We start from the raw sequence: 23,626 nt of genomic DNA on the forward strand, positions 1-23,626 counted from the left end.
CAGCGAACTGCCGGGACACCCTGTCGGTTTCACAGCGGCCGCACGCAAGAATGGGGGGATGAGCGACAGTCCAGCCCCCCTCGCGGATCCGCACCTCGTCTTCGACCCGGCCCCCGCCGATCACCCCCGGGACATCGCCGTCCTGGGCTCGACGGGCTCGATCGGCACGCAGGCCATCGACCTGGTCCTGCGCAACCCGGACCGGTTCCGCGTCACGGCCCTCAGCGCCGCGGGCGGCAGGGTCGCACTCCTCGCCGAACAGGCCCGCCGCCTGGGCGTGCGCACGGTCGCCGTCGCCCGCGAGGACGTCGTACCGGCGCTGCGCGAGGCGCTCGCCGCCCAGTACGGGCCGGGCGAACCGCTTCCCGAGATCCTCGCGGGACCGGACGCGGCCACCGAGATCGCCGGACGCGGCGACTGCCACACCGTCCTCAACGGCATCACCGGCTCCATCGGCCTGGCCCCGACGCTCGCCGCACTCGAAGCGGGCCGCACCCTCGCCCTCGCCAACAAGGAGTCGCTGATCGTCGGCGGCCCGCTGGTCAAGGGCATCGCCAAGCCGGGCCAGATCATTCCGGTCGACTCCGAGCACGCGGCGCTCTTCCAGGCGCTGGCCTCCGGCACCCGCGCCGACGTCCGCAAGCTGGTGGTGACGGCGTCCGGCGGCCCGTTCCGGGGACGGACGAAGGCCGACCTCGCGCACGTGACCGTCGAGGACGCCCTCGCCCACCCGACCTGGGCGATGGGCCCGGTCATCACGATCAACTCGGCGACCCTGGTCAACAAGGGCCTGGAGGTCATCGAGGCGCACCTCCTCTACGACATCCCCTTCGACCGCATCGAGGTCGTCGTCCACCCGCAGTCCTACGTGCACTCCATGGTCGAGTTCACCGACGGCTCCACCCTCGCCCAGGCCACCCCGCCGGACATGCGGGGCCCGATCGCCATCGGCATCGGCTGGCCCGAGCGAGTGCCCGACGCGGCGCCCGCCTTCGACTGGACGAAGGCGTCGAGCTGGGAGTTCTTCCCGCTCGACAACGACGCGTTCCCGTCGGTGGGGCTCGCCCGGCACGTGGGGGAGCTCGCGGGGACGGCCCCGGCGGTGTTCAATGCCGCCAATGAGGAGTGCGTGGACGCGTTCCTGAAGGGCGCCCTGCCGTTCAACGGGATCATGGACACGGTGACGAAGGTCGTCGAGGAACACGGCACACCGGAAACGGGAACTTCGCTCACCGTCGCGGACGTCCTCGAAGCGGAGACCTGGGCGCGCGCCCGGGCCCGCGAACTGACGAAGACCGACCAGGCAGCCGTGGAGGCTCGTGCATGACGACCTTGATGATGATCCTCGGCATAGTCATCTTCGTGGTGGGCCTGCTCGTCTCCATCGCCTGGCACGAGCTGGGCCACCTGTCGACGGCGAAGCTCTTCGGCATCCGGGTGCCGCAGTACATGGTGGGCTTCGGCCCCACCCTCTGGTCGCGGAAGAAGGGCGACACCGAGTACGGCGTCAAGGCGATCCCGCTCGGCGGCTACATCCGCATGATCGGGATGTTCCCGCCCGGCGCGGACGGCAAGATCGAGGCCCGCTCGACGTCACCGTTCCGCTCGATGGTGGAGGACGCGCGCGCCGCGGCCTTCGAGGAGCTGAAGCCCGGCGACGAGACCCGCCTCTTCTACACGCGCAAGCCGTGGAAGCGCGTCATCGTCATGTTCGCCGGGCCGTTCATGAACCTGATCCTGGCCGTCGGCCTGTTCCTCACGGTCCTCATGGGGTTCGGCGTCACCCAGCAGACCAACGTCGTCTCGTCGGTCTCCGCCTGCGTCATCCAGGCCAGCGCGAACCGCGACGACTGCAAGTCCTCCGACCCGGAGTCCCCGGCCAAGGCGGCCGGTCTGCAGGCCAAGGACAAGATCGTCTCGTTCAACGGGATCACGACGGACAAGTGGAACACCCTGTCCGACGAGATCCGCGAGAGCGCGGGCAAGACCGTCCCGATCGTCGTCGAGCGCGGCGGCGAGCAGCGGACCCTTACCGCCAAGATCGCCACCAACCAGGTGGCGAAGAAGGACTCCAACGGCCAGATCACCGACGGGTACGTCAACGCCGGCTTCCTCGGCTTCACCGCCGCCACCGGCGTCGTCCGGCAGGACTTCGGCGACTCGGTGTCCTGGATGACCGACCGGGTCGGTGACGCCGTCGACTCGATCGTGGCGCTGCCGTCGAAGATCCCGGCCCTGTGGGACGCCGCGTTCGGCGACGGACCGCGGGAGCAGGACTCCCCGATGGGCGTGGTCGGCGCGGCCCGCGTCGGCGGCGAGATCTTCACCATGGACATCCCGGCGACCCAGCAGCTGGCGATGGCCCTGATGCTGGTCGCGGGCTTCAACCTCTCCCTCTTCCTGTTCAACATGCTCCCGCTGCTGCCGCTCGACGGCGGCCACATCGCGGGCGCCCTGTGGGAGTCGCTGCGGCGGAACGTGGCGCGGGTGCTGCGCCGCCCGGACCCGGGCCCGTTCGACGTGGCGAAGCTGATGCCGGTCGCGTACGTCGTGGCCGGGATCTTCGTCTGCTTCACCCTGCTCGTCCTGGTGGCGGACGTGGTCAACCCCGTGAAGATCACCTAGCGGGCGGCACGTCCGACAGGGGCGCCCACGGCCTACGCGGCCGGGGCGCCCCTTTCGCGCCCCATGACCTCCAAGGAGTGGTTTCGTCGTATACCGCATCCTCGGTGTGCTCCGGTCCCACCCATTGACGTAACCTCGGTGGCCGAGCCCGCCACCTGGCCGGCGGGCCCTGTCTCAGACCTTGGGGTTGCATCACTGATGACCGGTATCTCTCTCGGAATGCCGGATGTTCCGGCGAGGCTCGCGGTGCGGCGCAAGAGCCGTCAGATCCAGGTCGGCACCGTCGCGGTCGGCGGCGACGCCCCGGTATCGGTGCAGTCCATGACGACGACGCGGACGTCCGACATCGGTGCCACCCTGCAGCAGATCGCCGAGCTGACCGCGTCCGGCTGCCAGATCGTGCGGGTGGCCTGCCCCACCCAGGACGACGCGGACGCGCTGCCCGTCATCGCGAAGAAGTCGCAGATCCCGGTGATCGCCGACATCCACTTCCAGCCGAAGTACGTCTTCGCCGCCATCGAGGCCGGCTGCGCCGCGGTCCGGGTCAACCCGGGCAACATCAAGCAGTTCGACGACAAGGTCAAGGAGATCGCCCAGGCGGCGAACGACCACGGCACCCCGATCCGCATCGGTGTGAACGCGGGCTCCCTGGACCGCCGCCTGCTCCAGAAGTACGGCAAGGCGACCCCCGAGGCCCTCGTCGAATCGGCCCTGTGGGAGGCGTCCCTCTTCGAGGAGCACGGCTTCCGCGACATCAAGATCTCGGTCAAGCACAACGACCCGGTCGTGATGGTCAACGCGTACCGCCTCCTGGCCGAGAAGTGCGACTACCCGCTGCACCTCGGCGTCACCGAGGCCGGCCCCGCCTTCCAGGGCACGATCAAGTCGGCCGTCGCCTTCGGCGCGCTGCTCTCCGAGGGCATCGGCGACACGATCCGCGTCTCCCTGTCGGCCCCGCCGGTCGAGGAGATCAAGGTCGGCAACTCGATCCTGGAGTCGCTGAACCTCAAGCCCCGCCGCCTGGAGATCGTCTCCTGCCCGTCCTGCGGCCGCGCCCAGGTCGACGTCTACAAGCTGGCAGAGGAGGTCACGGCGGGCCTCGACGGCATGGAGGTCCCGCTGCGCGTCGCCGTCATGGGCTGCGTCGTGAACGGCCCGGGCGAGGCCCGTGAGGCCGACCTCGGTGTCGCCTCCGGCAACGGCAAGGGCCAGATCTTCGTCAAGGGCGAGGTCATCAAGACCGTCCCCGAGTCGAAGATCGTGGAGACCCTCATCGAGGAAGCCCTCAAGATCGCCGAGCAGATGGAGAAGGACGGCGTGGCCTCCGGCGAGCCGTCGGTGGCCGTCGCGGGCTGATCACAGCTCGGGCCGCTTTCCCTTTTCGCGCGCTCGTCCACCGGGTTCCCGCCCGGTGGGCGGGCGCGTGTCTCGTTGCGACGGTTCGCCATCGCGTCTGCCGTGTCCCCCTCGTCGCGCGTCTGAAGGCCGTGGGCGGTTGCTCGCGCAGTTCCCCGCGCCCCTGGGGCAGCGGCTCCGCCGCGCCTCCCCTGGGCGAGCGGAGCTCGCTTCCAGGGGCGCGGGCACCTGCGCGAGAAGCCCCACCGGCCGGCAGCCGCGCAACGAGGCAATCGTGCAGACGGGAATGCGAACAGGGGCGCGGGGAACCGCGCGACCAGCCCCCACCGGGCCGCAGCCGCCAGAGCCACAGAACCCCGCACACGAGCAGGCGAAGGGCCGCCGCAGGCAGGCCCCCTGCGACCCTCAGCACCGCCAGGTACAGTGCGGAGATCAGCAGCCCAGCCAAAAGGCCCCGCACGTGTTGACTCAGACCACCACCCGGGTCCTCGAACCGAGTGACCTCGACGCCGCGCTCGCCGTACTCGACCGCGAGCCGGTCGCGAACGCCTTCGTGACGGCCCGCGTCCGCGTCGCGGGCCTGGACCCGTGGCGGCTCGGCGGCGAGATGTGGGGCTGGTACGAGGACGGCCTGCTGGAGTCGCTCTGCTACGCGGGCGCCAACCTCGTCCCGATCTGCGCCACCGAGCGAGCCGTACGCGGCTTCGCCGACCGCGCCCGCCGGGCCGGCCGCCGCTGTTCCTCCATCGTCGGCCCCGCCGAGTCCACGGCCCAGCTGTGGCGCCTGCTCGAACCCTCCTGGGGTCCGGCCCGCGAAGTCCGCGCCCACCAGCCCCTGATGGTCACGGACCGGCTGTCCGCCGACATCGCGCCCGACCCGTACGTCCGCCGCATCCGCAAGGACGAGATGGAAACGATCATGCCGGCGTGCGTGGCGATGTTCACCGAGGAGGTCGGCGTCTCCCCGATGGCGGGCGACGGCGGCCTGCTCTACCAGGCACGGGTGGCCGAACTCGTCGGCTCCGGGCGCTCGTTCGCCCGCCTCGACGAGTACGGCAAGGTCGTCTTCAAGGCGGAGATCGGCGCCGCCACCGACCAGGCCTGCCAGATCCAGGGCGTCTGGGTCGCCCCCGAGTACCGGGGCAGGGGCCTCGCGGCCCCCGGCATGGCGGCGGTCGTCCGCTATGCGCTGGCGGACGTCGCCCCGGTCGTCAGCCTCTACGTCAACGACTTCAACACCCCGGCGCGCGCGGCCTACCGCAGAGTCGGCTTCGAAGAGGTCGGCGCGTTCATGAGCGTGCTGTTCTAGAGCGAGCCCCGGGCGCCACCTCGGCGCGGGGTACTCTCCGGGCATGCCGCACCGCAGCCGCACGGACGACACCCCCGTCACCATCGGCCCCCTCGACCTGCGCACCCGCGTGGACGAGGCCCTCGCAGTCCAGGCGCACGCGTTCGGCCTGAGCGACGACGAGATCGCCGTCCGCCGCCAGATCGTCCTGCGACACATCACGTTTCCGGGGGCCCGCTCGCTCGGCGCCACCACCGACACCGGCCGCCTCGTCGGCTTCGTCTACGGCATGCCGAACGACCGCACCCATTGGTGGTCCACGGTCGTCGAGCCGTACCTGCGCGCCCGCGGCACCGCCCACTGGCTCGACGACTCGTTCGTCATCACGGAGCTGCACGTCCACCCCGGGTACCAGAACCGCGGCATCGGCCGCACCCTGATCACGACGATCACCGACACCGCGCAGCAGCCCCGCTCGATCCTCTCCGCGATCGACCACGACAGCCCCGCACGCGGCCTCTACCGCTCCCTCGGCTACGACGACCTGGCCCGTCAGGTGCTGTTCCCCAGCGCCCCGCTGCCGTACGCGGTGATGGGCGCCCCGCTGCCGCTGCTCAGGTACAACCCCTGACGGATTTCCGGCGACCCGGGCAGCACGGCTAACCTCCTGACATCACCCTTTCGTAGCAGGAGTCAGAAATCATGGCCAAGGCCCAGGTCCAGCGCATGTCCCGGTTGATGGTGAAAACCCTGCGCGACGACCCGGCGGACGCCGAGGTGCTCAGCCACAAGCTCCTCGTCCGCGCCGGTTTCGTGCGCCGCACCGCCGCCGGTGTCTGGTCCTGGCTGCCGCTCGGCAAGAAGGTCCTCGCCAACGTGGAGCGTGTCGTCCGCGAGGAGATGGACGCCATGGGCGGCCAGGAGGTCACCCTCCCCGCCCTGCTGCCCAAGGAGCCCTACGAGGCGACGAACCGCTGGACCGAGTACGGCGCCGAGCTGTTCCGGCTCCAGGACCGCCGTGGCGGCGACTACCTCCTCGGCCCGACCCACGAGGAGATCTTCACCCTCCTGGTCAAGGACCAGTGCACGTCCTACAAGGACCTGCCCGTGATCCTCTACCAGATCCAGACGAAGTACCGCGACGAGGCCCGCCCCCGCGCCGGCATCCTGCGCGGCCGCGAGTTCCTGATGAAGGACTCGTACTCCTTCGACCTGGAGGACGAGGGCCTCGCCCGGTCCTACGCGCTGCACCGCGCCGCGTACCAGAAGGTCTTCGAGCGTCTGGGCCTCGACTACCGCATCTGCGCCGCCACCGCCGGCGCCATGGGCGGCTCGAAGTCGGAGGAGTTCCTGGCCCCGGCCGCGGCCGGCGAGGACACCTTCGCGGACTGCCCGAACTGCGACTACGCGGCGAACACCGAGGCCGTCTCCTTCGCGCTGAAGCCGGTCCCCGCCGAGGACACCCCGGCCGTCGAGGAGATCCCCACCCCCGACACCCCGACGATCGAGACGCTCGCCGCGTACCTGAACGTCCCGGCGTCGGCCACCCTGAAGAACCTCCTCGTCAAGGTCGACGGCGAGATCGTCGCCGTCGGCGTTCCCGGCGACCGCGAGGTCGACCTGGACAAGGTCGAGGCGCACTTCGCCCCGGCCACCGTCGAGCTGGTCACCGCCGAGGACTTCGAGGGCCGCGACGACCTCGTCCGTGGCTACGTCGGCCCGCAGGGCCTGGAGAAGGTCCAGTACATCGCCGACCCGCGCGTCGCCCCCGGCACCGTGTGGATCACCGGCGCCAACAAGGACGGCGTCCACGCGAAGCACGTCGTCGCGGGCCGTGACTTCGAGGTCTCCGAGTACGTCGACGTCGTCGTCGTCCAGGAAGGCGACCCGTGCCCGAGCTGCGGCACCGGCCTCAAGCTGGACCGCGCCATCGAGATCGGCCACATCTTCCAGCTCGGCCGCAAGTACGCCGACGCCTTCCAGCTCGACGTGCTCGGCCAGAACGGCAAGCCGGTCCGCGTGACCATGGGCTCGTACGGCATCGGCGTCTCCCGCGCCGTCGCCGCCCTCGCCGAGCAGCACGCCGACGACAAGGGCCTGATCTGGCCCGAGGAGATCGCCCCCGCCGACGTCCACGTCGTGGCCGCGGGCAAGGCGCTCCAGACCGAGCTGGCCCTGGAGGTCTCCGACCTGCTGGCCGAGGCCGGCGTCCGCGTCCTGGTCGACGACCGCCCGGGCATCTCGCCCGGCGTGAAGTTCACCGACTCCGAGCTGATCGGCGTCCCGAAGATCCTGGTCGCCGGCCGCCGCAGCGGTGACCGTGTCCTCGAGCTGAAGGACCGCCGCACCGGCGAGCGCGAGGAGCTCACGGTCGAGGAGGCCGTGGCCCGCCTCACCGCGTCCGCGGTCTAGCGGGTCCGCCCCTCCGTCTGCCGGGCCGGGCGCCGTTCGCGGCTGCCGGGCCCTGTGGGGGCTGGTCGCGCAGTTCCCCGCGCCCCTGAAGGCATGCGCTGCGCGCAGCCTTCCCCTGAGCGGCGCGGGGAACTGCGCGAGAAGCCCCCACCGGGCCCGCACCCGCCGCCGCACCGGCCCCACCACTATCATGGCGCCATGCCCGAACTGCAGCGCCTGAGCCCGGAGCACGCGGCGGCGGTCCTCGCCTTCGAGCGGGAGAACCGGGAGTTCTTCGCCGCGAGCATCCCCGACCGCGGCGACGCGTACTTCGAGCACTTCGCGGACCGTCACGCCGCCCTGCTCGCCGAACAGGACGAGGGCGGCGTCCACATGCACGTCCTGGTCGACGAGGACGGGGCGGTCCTCGGCCGCTTCAACCTGGTCGACGTCGAGGACGGCAGCGCCGACCTCGGCTTCCGGCTCGCCCGCGCGGCCATCGGCCGGGGTCTCGCCACGGCCGCGGTGCGCAGGCTGCTGACCGTGGCCGCCACCGACTACGGCCTGACCCGCGTCACCGCGTCGGCGGCCCGCGCGAACCACGCCTCCCAGGCGGTCCTCACCCGCACCGGCTTCCGCCCCACGGGGGAGACGACACTCTCCGGCAAGCCCGGCATCACGTACGTACGCGACCTGACGGGCTGAACCCCGACTCTCAGAGCCAGCCCGCGAATTCGAGCAGGTTCTCGGCGTCCCGCTCACGCCCCACGCGCAGCGCCCGCGCCCCGGACTCGACCGCCCGGAACAGCGTCCAGCCGCGCAGCCGCTCCTGCTCCACGTCCAGCGACTCGGCGAGCTTCTTCACCCGGCGCCGGGTGATCGCGGGCCCCGAGGGCGAGCCGATCAGGTCCTCCACCCGGTCGCGCACGAGCCGCGCCAGATCGAAGGCGCACTCGCCCACCACCGGGTCGGGCCCGACCGCCAGCCACGGCGTCCGCTCCCCGGACAGCACCTTGGACTGCCGGAACGTGCCGTGCAGCAAACGGATTTCGGGCGGCGAGGTCACCAGTTCCTCGCGCGCCTCCAGGGCCGCGTCGATCAGCGGCGCCACCTCGGGAAAGGCGTCCACCGTCGAGCGCATCGCCGTCGCCTGACGGCCCGTCCGCTCGGGCACCGTCTCGCAGTTGCGCCCGGCGGGGGGCTCCACCCACAGCCGCCGCAGCGTCCCCGCCGCCTCGAGCAGCGCCTTCGCCTCCGGCAGGGTCCGTACGGAGACCTCCGGGTGCAGGCGCTCCAGGAGCAGCGCCCCGTCGTTGACCCCGGGGTCGAGGAGCCGCACCGCGCCGAACCCGTCCCAGTGCGTCAGCGCCGCCCGCTCCGCCTCGGGGCGGAACCGCTCCGGCGCCAGCTTCAGGACCGCGGGCGCACCGTCCGCGCGGCGCACGTGCGCGACCACGCTGCTGCGCCCTCCGGGCACGTGCACCCGCTCGACCGAGACCTCGCGCCGGGCCGCTGCCTCGTCGAGCAGCGCGCCCACCCGGCCGAGCCACGCGGACGCCCCGTCGTCGCGCACCTCGCCGAGCGCGTTCACCAGCCGCTGCGGCGGTTCGAAAGCCATGCGCGCGTGATTCCCTTCCAAAGACTGCTTACGTGCTGGGTGTCACCGTGGAACCGGAGGCGGATGCCGTGGGCGCCGCGGCCCGTTCGGTGAGCCCAGGGAAGGCTACGCTGCCGCCGCGCCACCTGACGGCACGGACCGCCGCCTCCCGCAGCGCGTCCGCCGCGGCCCGGCGCCGCTCACCGCTCGCGGCCCGTACGAGGTCCGAGTAGACCCCGGCGACCTTGTCCTCGATGTCGGCCGCGAGCCGTGCCGCCGCGGCCGAGTCCGGCACCGGGAAGGGCAGCGCGTACGCCCCCGCGGACTCCTCGGGGGTGCCGCCCAGGTCGCGCACGGTGCGGCGGAGCTCGTCACGCCGGGCGCGATGCGCGTCGTAGGCGTCCTTCGCCTCGTCCCTGCGGCCCTCACGGACGCGGCCGCCGACCACCCCGTACCCGTACACCGCCGCGTGCTCGGCCCGCAGCGCCGCCTGCGCGGCGGACAGCAGATCCTGATCGGTCGTCATCGAACCCCTCACCCCTCACCCAGCAGAAACGCGTGCCCGGCCCCGGCCGCCGCCACCGACGCGAGCAGCCGCGCCAGCTCCGCGGGGGCTTCCACCAGGGCCTTCATCCGGCGGTCCGACAGCTCCCGCTCGGCGGCCGCCAGCGCCTTCAGTACGTCCTTCTCGGCGACCGGAGGCGTGGAGGGAGTCGTGCCGGACTTCCTCGGCCTGGTCGCCCCGCCGAACGCCTTCACATGCCGCTCGACCTCGTCCCGCAGCGGCGCGAGTCGCGCTTCGAGGGACGGCTGCGCGGCGAGCGCCTCGTCGTACCGGCCGAGCAGGTCCGCGCTCTCCCGCGCCTGCCTGGTCCGCAGCCGCTTGTCCTGCGAGACCGAGGGGGCGCCCTCGGCCCCCGCGTCGTCGCCGCCGTCCGAGCATCCGGTCAGCAGCGCGGCCCCGGCCAGCGAGACGAGCAGACTCCTACGGCGTGGCCCGGGGCGGGCCTGAGACATGAGCGGCACAGCGGACGTCCTAGGGGCAGGAAGGATTCGGCGGGACGAGCAGGAGCAGTGGAGCGAAGAGCGAAGGGCGACGCGTGGCGGTGCGTGACCGAAGATCACCGTACAGTCGGGCCTCGTCCGGTGGACGGCAACACCCCCCTGGACCGGATACCCTTTGACCTGACGCGCAAGGATTGTCAGCAACCACAACAGCACACGCGGCCGAGGAGTCACCCGGATGAGCACCACCCAGAACGAGAGGCTGCGGGAACTACTGGAACCGCTCGTGAGCTCACAGGGGCTCGACCTCGAGGAGATCGAGGTGGCCTCGGTAGGACGCAAGCGTGTGCTGCGTGTCGTCGTCGATTCCGACGAAGGCGCTGACCTGGACGCGATCGCCGATGTGAGCCGCGCGCTCTCGGCGAAGCTCGACGAGACGGACGCCATGGGCGACGGCGAGTACGAGCTGGAGGTCGGAACGCCGGGGGCCGAGCGCCCGCTGAGCGAGCACCGCCACTACGTCCGCGCCACCGACCGACTGGTCAGGTTCCAGCTCACCCCGGAAGCGGGGGAAGCCGAGCTGGTCGCACGCATTCTGCGGGTCGACGACGAGGGTCTCGACCTGGAAGTACCGGGCGTGAAGGGCCGCAAGGCCACCGCCCGCCGGCTCGACTTCAAGGACATCGCCAAGGCGCGCGTCCAGGTCGAGTTCAACCGCAAGAACAAGAACGACGCTCAAGAAGTAGAGGAGGCGTAGTCGTGGACATCGACATGAGTGCCCTGCGGGGTCTGGTCCGGGAGAAGGAGATCTCCTTCGATCTGCTGGTCGAGGCGATCGAGTCGGCCCTCCTCATCGCCTACCACCGCACCGAAGGCAGCTTCCGCCGGGCGCGCGTGAAGCTGGACCGCGAGAGCGGCCATGTGACCGTGTGGGCGACGGAGGATCCGGCGGACCTCGAAGAGGGCCAGGAGGCCAAGGAGTTCGACGACACCCCGTCCGACTTCGGCCGCATCGCCGCGACGACGGCGAAGCAGGTCATCCTGCAGCGCCTGCGCGACGCCCAGGACGACGCGACGCTCGGCGAGTACGCGGGCCGCGAGGGCGACATCGTCATGGGCCAGGTCCAGCAGGGTCGCGACCCGAAGAACGTGCTGGTCGACATCGGCAAGCTGGAAGCCATCCTGCCGGTGCAGGAGCAGGTGCCGGGCGAGGAGTACCCGCACGGCCTGCGCCTGCGCTCGTACGTGGTCCGCGTCGCCAAGGGTGTGCGTGGTCCGTCCGTGACGCTGTCGCGCACACACCCGAACCTCGTGAAGAAGCTCTTCGCGCTCGAGGTCCCGGAGATCGCCGACGGGTCCGTCGAGATCTCGGCCATCGCGCGTGAGGCCGGCCACCGCACGAAGATCGCCGTCCGCTCCACCCGGAGCGGACTCAACGCCAAGGGCGCGTGCATCGGTCCCATGGGCGGGCGTGTGCGCAACGTCATGGGCGAGCTGAACGGCGAGAAGATCGACATCGTCGACTGGTCCGACGACCCGGCGGAGATGGTGGCCAACGCCCTGTCCCCGGCGCGGGTCTCCAAGGTCGAGATCGTCGACCTCGGTGCCCGCTCGGCCCGGGTGACGGTGCCGGACTACCAGCTGTCGCTGGCCATCGGCAAGGAGGGCCAGAACGCCCGCCTCGCCGCCCGGCTGACCGGCTGGCGGATCGACATCCGCCCGGACACCGAGCAGGCGGGTCCCTCGGACGAGGAATAATTCCGGGCACTCCACGCTTGGATCACGACAGAATGTGACGTAGACGTCCGTTCGATTCTTGCCCCAAAGGGGTGAGGTCGGTACGGGGAGGTAGACTTAAACGTGTCTGGCCGGACGCAAGCCCGCGCCTGCCCTGAGCGAACCTGCGTGGGTTGCCGGGAGCGAGCGGCCAAGAGCGATCTGCTGCGGATCGTGGTAGTCGAGGGCGCCTGCGTCCCCGATGATCGCGGTACGCTGCCCGGCCGGGGTGCTTACGTGCATCCCGCCGAGACCTGTCTCGACCTGGCGGTCCGCCGCCGGGCGTTCCAGCGGGCATTCAAAGCCCCTGGACCGTTCGACACGGCGGCCCTGAGTCACCGCGTCGAGCAGGCAACACCGTAAGAAGCGCCGTGCGGAACCCCCGTGCGGCCCTGGTACCCCGCGAGTTGGAAGTAGGTCGAGATTGCGATGAGCACTCGATGAGCACGCGATGAGTACGCCCATGAAGTAGCGACGGTCCGGCGTAACCCGGACCTAAAAGGAGCGAAGTGGCTAAGGTCCGGGTATACGAACTCGCCAAGGAGTTCGGAGTGGAGAGCAAGGTCGTCATGGCCAAGCTCCAAGAACTCGGTGAATTCGTACGTTCGGCGTCCTCGACGATCGAGGCGCCGGTTGTACGCAAGTTGACTGATGCCCTGAATCAGGGCAATGGCGGCAAGCCCGCCGCAAAGAAGGCCGCGCCCGCCAAGCCGGCGGCGCCGCGTCCGACCCCTTCCCCCGCGCAGGCCGCGAAGCCCGCGCCCGCCCCGCGACCGGGTCCGGCCGCGCCGAAGCCCGCCGCGGAGAAGCCCGCTGCCTCGGCGCCCGCCGCGCCGGGTCCGCGGCCGACCCCGGGTCCGAAGCCGGCTCCCAAGCCGGTCACTCCGGCCCCGGCCGCGCCCGAGTTCACGGCGCCGCCCGCCGCCCCGGCCGCTTCGTCGGCCCCGGCCCCGGCTCCGGCCGCGCCGCGTCCGGCGGGTGCCCGTCCCGGCGCCCCGAAGCCCGGTGGCCGTCCGGCCCCCGGCCAGGACCGCGGTGACCGCGGCCAGGGTCGTGGCGAGCGCGGCGGCGACCGTCAGGGTGCTCCGCGCCCCGGCGGCCAGGGTGCGCGTCCCGGTGGTGCCCGTCCCGCGGGTCCGCGTCCGGGCAACAACCCCTTCACCTCTGGTGGCTCCACCGGCATGGCGCGCCCGCAGGCGCCCCGTCCGGGCGGCGCCCCGCGTCCCGGTGGCCAGGGTGCCCCGGGCGGTCCGCGCCCGCAGGGTGGCGGCCAGGGTGGTCCCCGTCCCCAGGGTCAGGGCGGCGCCCGTCCGACCCCGGGCGGCATGCCTCGCCCGCAGGGCGGCGCGGCCGGTCCGCGTCCCGGCGGCGGCCCCGGTGGTAACCGTCCGAACCCGGGCATGATGCCGCAGCGTCCCGCCGCGGGCCCGCGTCCCGGTGGTGGCCCCGGCGGTGGCCGTGGTCCCGGCGGTGGCGGTCGTCCCGGTGGCGGTGGCGGCGGCGGTCGTCCCGGCTTCGCCGGTCGTCCGGGCGGTCCCGGTGGCGGTGGCGGCGGTTTCGCCGGTCGTCCCGGTGGCGGCGGCGGTGGCGGCTTCGCGGGTCGTCCCGGTGGCGGCGGCGGTTTCGCCGGTCGTCCCGGTGGCGGTCGTCCCGGTGGTCCCGGTGGCCGTGGTGGCACACAGGGTGCGTTCGGCCGTCCCGGCGGGCCCGCCCGTCGTGGTCGCAAGTCGAAGCGTCAGAGGCGCCAGGAGTACGAGGCCATGCAGGCCCCGTCGGTCGGCGGCGTCATGCTGCCTCGCGGCAACGGCGCCACGGTGCGTCTGTCGCGCGGTGCTTCCCTCACCGACTTCGCCGAGAAGATCAACGCCAACCCGGCGTCGCTCGTCGGCGTGATGATGAACCTCGGCGAGATGGTCACTGCCACGCAGTCCGTCTCCGACGAGACGCTGAAGCTCCTCGCGGACGAGATGAACTTCGTCCTCGAGATCGTCAGCCCCGAGGAGGAGGACCGCGAGCTGCTCGAGTCCTTCGACATCGAGTTCGGCGAGGACGAGGGTGGCGAGGAACTCCTCGTCGCGCGTCCGCCGGTCGTGACCGTCATGGGTCACGTCGACCACGGTAAGACCCGACTGCTCGACACCATCCGCAAGACGAACGTCATCGCGGGTGAGGCCGGCGGCATCACGCAGCACATCGGTGCGTACCAGGTCACGACCGAGGTGAACGACGAAGAGCGCAAGATCACCTTCATCGACACCCCCGGTCACGAGGCCTTCACCGCCATGCGTGCCCGTGGTGCGAAGTCGACCGACATCGCGATCCTCGTGGTCGCGGCCAACGACGGCGTCATGCCCCAGACGGTCGAGGCGTTGAACCACGCCAAGGCCGCCGAGGTCCCGATCGTCGTCGCGGTCAACAAGATCGACGTCGAGGGTGCCGACCCGACCAAGGTGCGCGGTCAGCTGACCGAGTACGGCCTGGTGGCCGAGGAGTACGGCGGCGACACCATGTTCGTCGACATCTCCGCCAAGCAGGGCCTCAACATCGAGTCCCTCCTCGAGGCCGTGGTCCTGACCGCGGACGCCTCGCTCGACCTGCGGGCCAACCCGGAGCAGGACGCGCAGGGTATTGCGATCGAGTCGCACCTCGACCGTGGCCGCGGTGCCGTCTCCACCGTCCTCGTCCAGCGCGGCACGCTGCGCATCGGCGACACGATGGTGGTCGGCGACGCGTACGGCCGTGTCCGCGCGATGCTCGACGACAACGGGAACAACGTCGAGGAAGCGGGTCCCTCGACCCCCGTCCTCGTGCTCGGTCTCACCAACGTCCCGGGTGCCGGCGACAACTTCCTGGTGGTCGACGAGGACCGTACGGCCCGTCAGATCGCCGAGAAGCGTGCCGCTCGCGAGCGCAACGCCAACTTCGCGCGCCGCGGCGTCCGGTTCTCCCTGGAGAACCTGGACGAGGCCCTCAAGGCCGGTCTGGTGCAGGAGCTCAACCTCATCATCAAGGGCGACGCGTCCGGTTCGGTGGAGGCTCTCGAGTCCTCGCTGCTCCAGCTCGACGTCGGTGAAGAGGTCGACATCCGTGTCCTGCACCGCGGTGTGGGTGCGGTCACCGAGTCCGACATCAACCTGGCGACCGGCTCCGACGCCATCGTCATCGGCTTCAACGTCCGGGCAGCCGGCCGTGCGCAGCAGATGGCGGAGCGCGAGGGCGTCGACGTCCGGTACTACTCGGTGATCTACCAGGCCATCGAGGAGATCGAGGCGGCCCTCAAGGGCATGCTCAAGCCGGAGTACGAAGAGGTCGAGCTCGGCACGGCGGAGATCCGCGAGGTCTTCAAGTCGTCCAAGCTGGGCAACATCGCCGGTGTGCTCGTGCGGTCCGGAGAGGTCAAGCGCAACACCAAGGCGCGCCTGCTGCGCGATGGCAAGGTCATCGCGGAGAGCCTCAACATCTCCGGTCTGCGTCGCTTCAAGGACGATGTCACCGAGATCCGCGAAGGGTTCGAGGGCGGTATCAACCTCGGCAACTTCAACGACATCAAGGTCGACGACGTCATCGCGACGTACGAGATGCGCGAGAAGCCGCGCGTCTGACCTGACACGCGACCGGGGCCGATCGGTGGGAGTTATTTCCGTCGATCGGCCCCGGCCGTTGCGTGTACGGTTCCCGTATCGGCGTCCAGACCGGCGCCTTTACGAACCCGAACCGGCGGGACATCCGGACACACATGTATGTGGGGACTCTGTCCTTCGATCTGCTCCTCGGCGACGTCCACTCGCTGAAGGAAAAGCGCTCCCTCGTCCGTCCCATCGTGGCCGAACTCCAGCGCAAGTACGCGGTGAGCGCGGCGGAGACGGGCAACCAGGACCTCCACCGAAGAGCCGAGATCGGCCTCGCGGTGGTCTCCGGGGACACGGGACACCTCACCGATGTACTGGACCGCTGCGAACGGCTCGTCGCCGGGCGGCCAGAGGTGGAACTGCTCTCGGTTCGACGCAGGCTCCACAGCGACGAAGACTGAAGCCTGAAGCACAACAAGAAGTAAGCACTTAAGGAGACGGACCAGTGGCCGACAACGCGCGCGCCAAGAGGCTGGCGGACCTCATCCGAGAGGTGGTGGCCCAGAAGCTGCAGCGCGGGATCAAGGACCCGCGGCTCGGTACCCACGTCACCATCACGGACACCCGCGTCACCGGTGACCTGCGGGAGGCCACCGTCTTCTACACGGTGTACGGGGACGACGAGGAGCGGGCCGAGGTGGCCGCCGGTCTGGAGAGCGCCAAAGGCATCCTGCGTTCCGCGGTCGGTGCCGCGGCCGGCGTGAAGTTCACGCCGACCCTCACCTTCGTCGCGGACGCACTGCCGGACAACGCCAAGACCATCGAGGACCTCCTCGACAAGGCGCGGTCCTCGGACGCCCAGGTGCGCGAGGCGTCCGCGGGCGCCACGTTCGCCGGTGACGCCGACCCGTACAAGAAGCCGGAAGAAGACGCCGACGAGGACGAGACGGACGGCGACGCCTGAGCATGTCCGACCGCACCCCACCGCCCGACGGCCTTGTCATCGTCGACAAGCCGTCGGGCTTCACCTCGCACGACGTCGTGGCCAAGATGCGCGGGATCGCCAAGACCCGCCGCGTCGGCCACGCGGGCACCCTCGACCCGATGGCGACGGGCGTCCTCGTGCTCGGCGTCGAGCGCGCCACCAAGCTCCTCGGCCACCTCGCGCTGACCGAGAAGGAGTACCTGGGCACCATCCGGCTCGGGCAGGACACCCTGACGGACGACGCGGAGGGGGAGATCACCTCCTCCACCGACGCGTCCGGCGTGAGGCGCGACGCCGTGGACGCCGGCATCGCCAAGCTGACCGGCGACATCATGCAGGTGCCGTCCAAGGTCAGCGCCATCAAGATCAACGGCGTACGTTCCTACAAGCGGGCGCGCGACGGCGAGGACTTCGAGATTCCGGCCCGGCCGGTGAAGATCTCGTCCTTCGCCGTGTACGACATCCGGGACGCGGTCGCCGAGGACGGCACGCCCGTGCTCGACCTCGTGGTCTCCGTGGTCTGCTCGTCCGGTACGTACATCAGGGCCCTGGCCCGGGACCTGGGCGCCGACCTCGGGGTGGGCGGGCATCTGACCGCGCTGCGCCGCACCCGCGTCGGCCCGTACAAGCTGGACACGGCCAGGACCCTGGACCAGTTGCAGGAGACGCTCACCGTCATGCCGGTGGCCGAGGCCGCCGCTGCCGCGTTCCCGCGCTGGGACGTCGACGCCAAGCGCGGGAAGCTGCTGCTGAACGGCGTACGGCTCGAGATGCCGCAGGAGTACGCGGGGGCCGGTCCTGTGGCCGTGTTCGGTGCGGACGGTCAGTTCCTCGCGCTCGTCGAGGAGTTGAAGGGCAAGGCGAAGAGCCTCGCCGTCTTCGCGTAGCAGTAGCCGTAGAGGGTGTCGTTTTCGGTGGAGCGGCGGTTGCCAGGTCTTCTTGGTAGCCGCCGCTCCACGTTCCCCCTCTGAGGGTGTATCCATCCCGCACGGTCACTTCACCCCTTCGAGCAGGCGCTCGGAGTGAACCGGGGGAGTGGAAGGGGGCGCGTTCGAGTCGTGTCCTGGTCCGCTGATCACCGCGCGCCTACCGTCGAACGGACAGGGCGTGGCGGGAGGTTGCGGGCATGGAGGATCCGCCGCTGGTACGGATCTGTGATCTGGCCGGGCGGCCGCGCGGTGCCGGGTTCGTCGCGGACGACCGCGGCACCGTGGTCACCAGTCATGAGGCGGTGGACGGGCTCGGCCGGGTGGTGCTGCACGCGCCGGACGGCGGAGCCACGTGCGTGGTCGGGCCCGAAGCTGTGGTGGAGCTGCCGGAGGCCGACCTCGCGCTCGTACGGACCGAGGGTCTTGGCGTCACCGCTGTGCCCGTGGGGGCGGGCGGGGCGCTGGAGACGGGGGCGTACGTCCGGATTCCGGCGGGCGGGTGGCGCGAGGCGCGGGTTCTGGGCCACGCGGCCGTCACGTACACGGCGACCGGTCGCTTTCATCTGCTCGACGGGGCCATGGAGTTGGCGGTGGGGACCGCGGGGGCCGACGCGCTGTGTCTCGGCGGCGGTGCCGCCGGAGGGCCGGTCGTCGACGTGCGGACCGGTGCCGTGGTCGCCGTGCTCGGTACGGCGCTGCAGGCCGGGCACCAGGCGGCGGGGCTCGCGGTGCCGCTGCGGGCGGCGGCCGCGGCCGATCCGCGCGGGCCGCTCGCCGCGCTGCTCGCGCGCAACGCGGCGACGGTTCCCGCGTACGGCTCCGAGCTGAATCTGGCGGGCGTGCTGCAGATGGCCGCCGTGTCGGTGGGGAGCGACGGGCCCGGGGAGAGCGCGGGGCCCACTCCTGTCGAACGGCCGGATGTCACAAGGGAGTTGGAGAGGTTCACGGCGGGTGACACCGGGGTGCTCGCGCTCGTCGGGGATCCGGGGTGCGGGCGGACGACGGAGCTGGCGGCGTTCGCTGCGCGGCGGGCCGGCGGGGAGGACGCCGCGCCCACGGTGTGGCTGCGCGGGGCGGATCTGCGCGGGGACGACGCGTCGGTGGCCGATGCGGTGGGGCGGGCCCTGGAGCGGGCCGGGCGGATCGTCGCGGCGTCGCGGGAGGGCGGGCGTGAGGCCGAGGCCGATGTCGGGGGCGGTGGTCCCGGGGGCGTGTCGCCGGAGCGTGTCGCGCAGGTGGCCCGTGACGCCGGGCGGCCCTTGGTGCTGCTGCTCGACGGGCCCGAGGAGATGCCGCCCGTGCTCGCGCACCGGCTCGCCGCGTGGTCGCGGGGGACCGAGCGGTGGCTCGCGGAGTCCGGGGTGCAGCTCGTCGTGGCGTGCCGCGGGGAGTACTGGGAGCAGGCGGGCCCGCTGCTCGGCGCGGACGTGCCGCACGGTGCGGCGACGGTGCGGCTGCCCCTGTGTGTGCGGGTGGGGGATCTGGCCGGGGAGCGGGCGCGGGAGGCGCGGGAGCGGTTCGGGATTCCGGAGGGGGCCCTCGCGGCCGGGGACGCCGGGCATCCGCTGGCGCTGCGGCTGCTGGGCGAGGTGCGGGCCGCGGTGCCTGAGGGGGGACCGGCCGGGTGCCCCGACCGGGACGAGGTCTTCTCCGCGTACCTGGACCTGATGTGTCTGCGGGTGGCGGTGCGGCTCGCGGCGCCCGCCGGGGTGCGGGGGAGCGGGGTGCGGCGGCTCGCGGCGCGGGTGTCGGGGCGGGTGCACGAGGCGGCGCGGCGCTGTCTCGGGCCCGGGCAGGGCGAGTTGGACCGGGAGACGTTCGAGGAGCTGTTTCCGTGGGGGGTGCTCGGCGGGGTCACCGGGTGGGCCTCCGCGGTGCTGGCGGAGGGGGTTCTGGTGCCCGCGGGGGCCGGTTACCGGTTCGCGCACGAGGAGGTGGCCGACTGGGTCCAGGGGATGCACCTGGATCTGGACGCGGCGCTCGACGCGCTGGTGTTCCGGCGGCGGGGCGACGGCGATTCCGTGCCGGTGCCGCGGCATCGGGCGGGGCCTGTGGTGCGGGCGTTGTTGTTGGTGGGGCGGGAGCGGGGGGACGGCGAGCTCGGGAGCCGGTTGCGGGAGTTGGTCGAGTGGGCCGGAGTGGGAGCCGGGCTGGGGCCGGACGGACGCTCGCCCCGCGCAGGGGTGCCGCCTTGCCCACCCTGCCGCCCCTGGCGGCAGATGGCCCAAGGCTCCCAGGGCTCTGAGGGCTCTGAGGGCTCTGCGAGCTTCGAAGCTCTCTGGTGGGCCGGGCATCTGGTGAGTGAGGTGTTGCTGCACGTGCCCGACGCCGGTGTCCATCTGTCCGTGCTGGAGGAGCTCGCCGATGCCGGGGCCTTCGGGGCCTGGTTCTGGACCGGGCTGCCCGTCTGCGACGACGTACGGTTCGACCTGTTGCGGCGGCTCGTCGTGCACGACCCGGAGCCGGGTGAAGGGGAGCGGCACCTCGATGCCGTGGCCGAGCTGCTCGCCGCCGAACCGGCGCGCGTGCAGCGGCAGTTGACCCGGTGGTTCGACGACGAGCGGGCGCTGCCCGCGCTGCCCGACGCCACGGTCGCGACCGCCGCGCAGGCCCTTCTGCACACCCAACGGCACCGGGGCGTCGACGACCTGACCGAGGCGCTGGTGGACCGCGCCCATCCGCGCGCCGACGAACTGCTCGCGGCCCTCGCCGACGAGGAACCGTCCGCCGTGTGCCGGGCCGTCGACCGGTGGGCGCACGACGAGCGGCCCGCCCGGCACGTGGCGGCGATGGCGTACGGGCTGCGGGCCGCGCCGCACGTCACGTCGGACGCCGACCGGAAACTGCTGCGGTACGCCGCGCTCGCCCTGCTGGCCCGCGCCGACGACCGCACGCCGCACGGTGCCGCGCTCGCCCTGCTCGTACGGGACCCGGAGGCGCGCCCCGAGTATCTGGGACGGGCCCTGGACCGGTTCGCCGCGGGGGACGGGCAGGTGCCGGCCGAGGCGGTGGCGGCCGCGCTCGGTACGCACCCTGAGCCCGTTCTCGCGGCGTTCCGGGAGCGGCTGCGCGTGCCGGGCCCCGGTCCCGGTGCCGTTCTGCGCGCGCTCGCCGAGGTGACGGCGCCCGAGCTCGCCCGGCGCGTGGCCGTCCTCGTACAGGAGCTGGCCGAGGAGCGTCCCGAGGCGGCGGCCGGGCACGTCGCGGCGTTCGTCGACCGGCGTCTGGAGCACGGGGCCACGGCGCGGGCCACAGTCTTCTCGCTGGTCGTGGGGCTGTTGCAGGGGGGGTCCGGCGCGGTCGGGGCCGCGCTCGGGACGGTGCTGGCCGGGCCCGGCACCGCGGGTTCGCATGCGCTGCGGGCCGAGTTGCTCGACGTCCTGCTCGGGCGGGAGCGGGAGCCGGTGGTGCTCGACGCGGTGCTCTGTGCTGCCGTGCGGGGCGGGCGGCCGGGGGCGCGGGGGCTGGTCCATCGCGTCGGCACCCTGATGGTCCGCACTCCGGAGGGCGCCTCCCGGTTCGACCGGCGCCTCGTCGAACTGGCCCGGGACGTCTCCGGGTTCGCCACGGAGGCAGCCGCCTGGCTCGCCGAGGCTCCGCAGGAGTGGGCCTCTCTGGTGGGTCCCAGCACTCGCCGCACGATCGAGAACCTGGCCGGGGTGCGGGTTCCGGCGTAGGGGCGGTTCGTCGGCCGCCGGTCGGTGGGGGCTGGTCGCGCAGTTCCCCGCGCCCCTGAGGAGCTTCCAGGGGCGCGGGCAAGATCAGACGGCCAGATCGCGACGGCGGCCCACCGGCGACCCGAGCAGGTACAGCGCGGGCAGCAGCGCCGCCGCGCACACCGTCCACAGCGCCGCGTGCGTCCCCGCGTACGTGGCGAGCAGGCCGGCGCTCAGGGCGCCGAGCGGCAGGGCGCCCCAGGAGACGAAGCGGACCGTGGCCATGACCCGGGAGAGCAGCTCGGGCGGCGACTGGGTCTGGCGGTAGGTGCGGGTGGTGATGGAGCCGACGACGCTGCCGAAGGCGAAGCCCGCGTTGCCCAGGGCGAACCAGTACGCGTCGCCCGCCGACGTGGTCAGCGGCGCGAGCAGCAGCAGCGCGCCGCCCGCCAGGTCGGCCGCGATGATCCCCCACGCCGTGCCGAGGCGCCGGGTCACCCGGACCGCGACGGCGGACCCGGCGAGCGCGCCGACCCCGTCCATGGCGAGGACCAGACCGAGCTGTACGGAGTTCAGCCCTGCCTCGCGGACGAGGTAGAGCGGGGTGAGGGCGACCAGGGCCGCGTTGAGGAAGTTGGCGGCGGTCGCCCACAGCATGCAGGGCCGCATCACCGGGTGCCTGATCACGTACCGCAGCCCCTCCCGCATCAGCCGCAGCGCGCTCTCGCCGGTCGGGGGCGCGGGGCGGCGCTCGGGCAGGGTGCGCAGCAGTACGGCGGAGAGGAGATAGCTCGCCGCGTCGACGACCAGGGCGCCGACCGGGCCCGTCGCGCTCACCAGGACCCCGCCGAGGGAGGGGCCGCCGGTCTCGGTGACGGCGTGCGTGCCAGACATGACGCTGTTGCGGGCGGCGAGCTGCTCGGCGGGTACGACGGCGGGCAGGAACGTCGAGTTGCCGATGTCGAACAGGACCGTCGCCGCGCCCGTGACCAGCGCCGCGACGAGCAGATGCGGGTAGGTGAGCGCGCCGAGCCACCAGGCGAGCGGCAGTGAGCCGAGCGCGGCGAACCGGGCGAGATCGAGGGCGACCTGGAGGCGGCGCAGCGGCACGCGCTGGGCGATCACGCCCGCCGGGAGGCTGAGCAGCAGCCAGGAGATCTGCCCGGCGGCGGCGAGCAGCGCGGCCTCCAGGGCGGTCGCGTCCAGGACGGTGAGGGCGACCAGCGGCAGGGCCAGCGCGGTGACGGCGGTACCCGCGTTGCTGACCGTGGCGGCCGTCCAGTACCGCCAGAAGACGCCCGGCGGCGCGTCGGCACCCTCGGTACGGCTTCGTTCGTGCTCCTTGAGGTCCGGGACTGTCTGCGCCTCGGTCATACGGGTACGCCCCCCACTGGGTCTCTTTTGGGAACTCACTCGGTTCAGGTGAGTTCCTATCGGGAACTGACCTGATGGCGCAAGATGGGTCCGACGACTGGATGACTGCGACGCCGCAGCAGAGAGACGGGGAAGCCATGGTCAGGTCGGTGCCCGAGCGGGACGCCGCCTGCGCGATCGCGCAGGCCGCGGCGGTGGTCGGCGACTGGTGGAGCCTGCTCCTGATCCGGGAGACCGCGCGCGGCCACCACCGGTTCGACGCGCTCCAGGAGGAGCTGGGCATCTCCCGGAAGGTGCTGACCGAGCGCCTGGCGCACCTGGTGGACGCGGAGATCCTGGAGAAGGTCCCGTACCAGAGCGGGCCGGTCCGTCACGAGTACCGGCTGACCGATCAGGGGCGCGGACTGCTGCCCGTACTGCTGTCGATGCAGGACTGGGCGGACCGCTGGGTCTTCGGCGACGGCACGCTCAGCGGCACCGCCGACGAGGAGAGCGAACAGGCGCGGCGGATGTCGGCCCTCGCCGGCGAGCGGCTGCCGCACCTGGAGCTGCCGGGCCACCGGGACGGCGCGCCGCGGGACCCCGTGGCCGACGCCGGCGCCACCGTCCTGTTCTGCTACCCGGCGACCGGCCGCCCGAGCCCGCTGCCCGAGGGCTGGGCCGACATCCCCGGCACCGTCGGCTGCACCCTGGAGAACCGGCTGTTCCGCGACGCGTACGACGACTTCCGCGCGGCGGGCGCCGAGGTGCGCGGCGTGAGCACCCAACGCCCGGACGAGCAGCGCGTGTTCGCGGTCGAGGAGGGCATCCCCTTCGAGCTGCTCTCGGACGTCGACCTGCGCCTCGCCGCCGCGCTACGGCTGCCCGTGTTCCGCGCCGGGCAGGCGCTGCGGCTCAAGCGCGCGGTCCTGGTCGTGGACCGGGACCGGGTGCTGCGGCACGTGCGCTTCCCGGTGACGGACATCCCGGAGGCGGTGCGCGAGGCGCTGGCCGTGGTGCGACGCCTGGCCGGGTGACCTGCGCCGGGTGGGCCGGGGCGAGGCGCGGACCCTCGGCATGGCACTCTTAGACCTGC

Annotated in this window: 20 protein-coding genes; 16 read left to right on the forward strand and 4 right to left on the reverse strand. The window is 72.3% G+C overall.

What is annotated here, in order from left to right; genetic code table 11:
* Positions 1–58 precede the first annotated feature (58 nt).
* From dxr to B072_RS0117035, 7 genes are all read left to right on the forward strand, one after another.
* Complete coding sequence (gene dxr / locus B072_RS0117005; protein ID WP_018531159.1) at positions 59–1,327, forward strand: 1-deoxy-D-xylulose-5-phosphate reductoisomerase; 1,269 nt, start codon at positions 59–61, stop codon at positions 1,325–1,327.
* On the forward strand, positions 1,324–2,625 hold the full coding sequence (locus B072_RS0117010; protein ID WP_018531160.1) for a M50 family metallopeptidase: 1,302 nt from the start codon (positions 1,324–1,326) through the stop codon (positions 2,623–2,625). The genes dxr and B072_RS0117010 overlap by 4 nt, the downstream gene beginning before the upstream one ends.
* Positions 2,626–2,823: 198 nt before the next feature.
* Positions 2,824–3,981 carry a flavodoxin-dependent (E)-4-hydroxy-3-methylbut-2-enyl-diphosphate synthase gene (gene ispG / locus B072_RS0117015; RefSeq protein WP_026245938.1) on the forward strand — a complete coding sequence of 386 codons (1,158 nt, stop codon included), beginning with the start codon at positions 2,824–2,826 and terminating at the stop codon, positions 3,979–3,981.
* Positions 3,982–4,441: 460 nt separating this feature from the next.
* Positions 4,442–5,290, forward strand: coding sequence for a GNAT family N-acetyltransferase (locus tag B072_RS0117020; protein ID WP_018531162.1), 849 nt, complete (start codon positions 4,442–4,444; stop codon positions 5,288–5,290).
* Positions 5,291–5,333: 43 nt separating this feature from the next.
* Positions 5,334–5,900: a GNAT family N-acetyltransferase gene (locus B072_RS0117025; RefSeq protein WP_018531163.1), complete on the forward strand. Its 567-nt coding sequence runs from the start codon at positions 5,334–5,336 to the stop codon at positions 5,898–5,900.
* A 71-nt stretch (positions 5,901–5,971) separates the two neighbouring features.
* Complete coding sequence (locus B072_RS0117030) at positions 5,972–7,681, forward strand: proline--tRNA ligase (RefSeq protein ID WP_018531164.1); 1,710 nt, start codon at positions 5,972–5,974, stop codon at positions 7,679–7,681.
* Between the two features lie 198 nt (positions 7,682–7,879).
* Entirely contained in the window at positions 7,880–8,365 is a 486-nt protein-coding gene (locus B072_RS0117035) for a GNAT family N-acetyltransferase (RefSeq protein ID WP_018531165.1), read from the forward strand.
* A 10-nt stretch (positions 8,366–8,375) separates the two neighbouring features.
* Here the strand turns inward: B072_RS0117035 and B072_RS0117040 are convergent, their stop codons facing one another.
* The 3 genes from B072_RS0117040 to B072_RS0117050 are packed head-to-tail and all read right to left on the reverse strand — an operon-like array spanning position 8,376 to position 10,274.
* Entirely contained in the window at positions 8,376–9,278 is a 903-nt protein-coding gene (locus B072_RS0117040; protein ID WP_018531166.1) for an aminoglycoside phosphotransferase family protein, read from the reverse strand.
* Positions 9,279–9,306: 28 nt separating this feature from the next.
* Complete coding sequence (locus B072_RS0117045) at positions 9,307–9,783, reverse strand: ferritin-like domain-containing protein (protein WP_018531167.1); 477 nt, start codon at positions 9,781–9,783, stop codon at positions 9,307–9,309.
* A gap of 8 nt (positions 9,784–9,791) precedes the next feature.
* The gene (locus tag B072_RS0117050) at positions 9,792–10,274 is read right to left on the reverse strand and encodes a lipoprotein (protein ID WP_043244136.1); all 483 of its coding nucleotides are present in this window, start codon (positions 10,272–10,274) and stop codon (positions 9,792–9,794) included.
* A 226-nt stretch (positions 10,275–10,500) separates the two neighbouring features.
* On the opposite strand from B072_RS0117050, the gene rimP reads away from it, so the two are divergent.
* The 8 genes from rimP to B072_RS0117085 all read left to right on the forward strand — a co-directional run bounded on the left by rimP (position 10,501) and on the right by B072_RS0117085 (position 21,198).
* The gene (gene rimP / locus B072_RS0117055) at positions 10,501–11,019 is read left to right on the forward strand and encodes a ribosome maturation factor RimP (RefSeq protein WP_018531169.1); all 519 of its coding nucleotides are present in this window, start codon (positions 10,501–10,503) and stop codon (positions 11,017–11,019) included.
* Positions 11,020–11,021: 2 nt separating this feature from the next.
* Positions 11,022–12,020 (forward strand): transcription termination factor NusA, encoded by a 999-nt coding sequence (gene nusA / locus B072_RS0117060; RefSeq protein WP_018531170.1) that lies wholly within the window; start codon positions 11,022–11,024, stop codon positions 12,018–12,020.
* Positions 12,021–12,122: 102 nt separating this feature from the next.
* Positions 12,123–12,401, forward strand: coding sequence for a YlxR family protein (locus tag B072_RS46525; RefSeq protein ID WP_078506459.1), 279 nt, complete (start codon positions 12,123–12,125; stop codon positions 12,399–12,401).
* Positions 12,402–12,547: 146 nt separating this feature from the next.
* Positions 12,548–15,640 (forward strand): translation initiation factor IF-2, encoded by a 3,093-nt coding sequence (gene infB / locus B072_RS46530; RefSeq protein ID WP_078506460.1) that lies wholly within the window; start codon positions 12,548–12,550, stop codon positions 15,638–15,640.
* Positions 15,641–15,774: 134 nt separating this feature from the next.
* The gene (locus tag B072_RS0117070) at positions 15,775–16,068 is read left to right on the forward strand and encodes a DUF503 domain-containing protein (protein WP_018531172.1); all 294 of its coding nucleotides are present in this window, start codon (positions 15,775–15,777) and stop codon (positions 16,066–16,068) included.
* A gap of 44 nt (positions 16,069–16,112) precedes the next feature.
* Positions 16,113–16,571: a 30S ribosome-binding factor RbfA gene (rbfA, locus tag B072_RS0117075; RefSeq protein ID WP_018531173.1), complete on the forward strand. Its 459-nt coding sequence runs from the start codon at positions 16,113–16,115 to the stop codon at positions 16,569–16,571.
* Between the two features lie 2 nt (positions 16,572–16,573).
* Entirely contained in the window at positions 16,574–17,479 is a 906-nt protein-coding gene (gene truB / locus B072_RS0117080) for a tRNA pseudouridine(55) synthase TruB (RefSeq protein WP_018531174.1), read from the forward strand.
* Between the two features lie 239 nt (positions 17,480–17,718).
* Entirely contained in the window at positions 17,719–21,198 is a 3,480-nt protein-coding gene (locus B072_RS0117085) for a trypsin-like peptidase domain-containing protein (protein ID WP_018531175.1), read from the forward strand.
* Positions 21,199–21,282: 84 nt separating this feature from the next.
* Here B072_RS0117085 and B072_RS0117090 read toward each other — a convergent pair whose 3' ends face one another.
* Entirely contained in the window at positions 21,283–22,551 is a 1,269-nt protein-coding gene (locus tag B072_RS0117090; RefSeq protein WP_018531176.1) for an MFS transporter, read from the reverse strand.
* Between the two features lie 137 nt (positions 22,552–22,688).
* Between B072_RS0117090 and B072_RS0117095 the strand changes: the two genes are divergently transcribed.
* Complete coding sequence (locus B072_RS0117095; protein WP_018531177.1) at positions 22,689–23,567, forward strand: winged helix-turn-helix transcriptional regulator; 879 nt, start codon at positions 22,689–22,691, stop codon at positions 23,565–23,567.
* Positions 23,568–23,626 lie beyond the last annotated feature (59 nt).

Source organism: Streptomyces sp. HmicA12, from assembly GCF_000373565.1.
Taxonomy (GTDB): domain Bacteria; phylum Actinomycetota; class Actinomycetes; order Streptomycetales; family Streptomycetaceae; genus Streptomyces.

What these genes read in the sequence shown, in the direction of transcription:
- B072_RS0117045 (WP_018531167.1), bottom strand. Translation starts at nt 9,783, where the DNA reads ATGACGACCGATCAGGATCTGCTGTCCGCCGCGCAGGCGGCGCTGCGG.
- rimP (WP_018531169.1), top strand. Translation starts at nt 10,501, where the DNA reads ATGAGCACCACCCAGAACGAGAGGCTGCGGGAACTACTGGAACCGCTC.
- ispG (WP_026245938.1), top strand. Translation starts at nt 2,824, where the DNA reads ATGACCGGTATCTCTCTCGGAATGCCGGATGTTCCGGCGAGGCTCGCG.
- B072_RS0117095 (WP_018531177.1), top strand. Translation starts at nt 22,689, where the DNA reads ATGGTCAGGTCGGTGCCCGAGCGGGACGCCGCCTGCGCGATCGCGCAG.
- B072_RS0117050 (WP_043244136.1), bottom strand. Translation starts at nt 10,274, where the DNA reads ATGTCTCAGGCCCGCCCCGGGCCACGCCGTAGGAGTCTGCTCGTCTCG.
- B072_RS0117010 (WP_018531160.1), top strand. Translation starts at nt 1,324, where the DNA reads ATGACGACCTTGATGATGATCCTCGGCATAGTCATCTTCGTGGTGGGC.
- B072_RS0117040 (WP_018531166.1), bottom strand. Translation starts at nt 9,278, where the DNA reads ATGGCTTTCGAACCGCCGCAGCGGCTGGTGAACGCGCTCGGCGAGGTG.
- truB (WP_018531174.1), top strand. Translation starts at nt 16,574, where the DNA reads ATGTCCGACCGCACCCCACCGCCCGACGGCCTTGTCATCGTCGACAAG.
- B072_RS0117030 (WP_018531164.1), top strand. Translation starts at nt 5,972, where the DNA reads ATGGCCAAGGCCCAGGTCCAGCGCATGTCCCGGTTGATGGTGAAAACC.
- B072_RS0117035 (WP_018531165.1), top strand. Translation starts at nt 7,880, where the DNA reads ATGCCCGAACTGCAGCGCCTGAGCCCGGAGCACGCGGCGGCGGTCCTC.
- B072_RS0117085 (WP_018531175.1), top strand. Translation starts at nt 17,719, where the DNA reads ATGGAGGATCCGCCGCTGGTACGGATCTGTGATCTGGCCGGGCGGCCG.
- B072_RS0117090 (WP_018531176.1), bottom strand. Translation starts at nt 22,551, where the DNA reads ATGACCGAGGCGCAGACAGTCCCGGACCTCAAGGAGCACGAACGAAGC.
- B072_RS0117025 (WP_018531163.1), top strand. Translation starts at nt 5,334, where the DNA reads ATGCCGCACCGCAGCCGCACGGACGACACCCCCGTCACCATCGGCCCC.
- B072_RS0117070 (WP_018531172.1), top strand. Translation starts at nt 15,775, where the DNA reads ATGTATGTGGGGACTCTGTCCTTCGATCTGCTCCTCGGCGACGTCCAC.
- dxr (WP_018531159.1), top strand. Translation starts at nt 59, where the DNA reads ATGAGCGACAGTCCAGCCCCCCTCGCGGATCCGCACCTCGTCTTCGAC.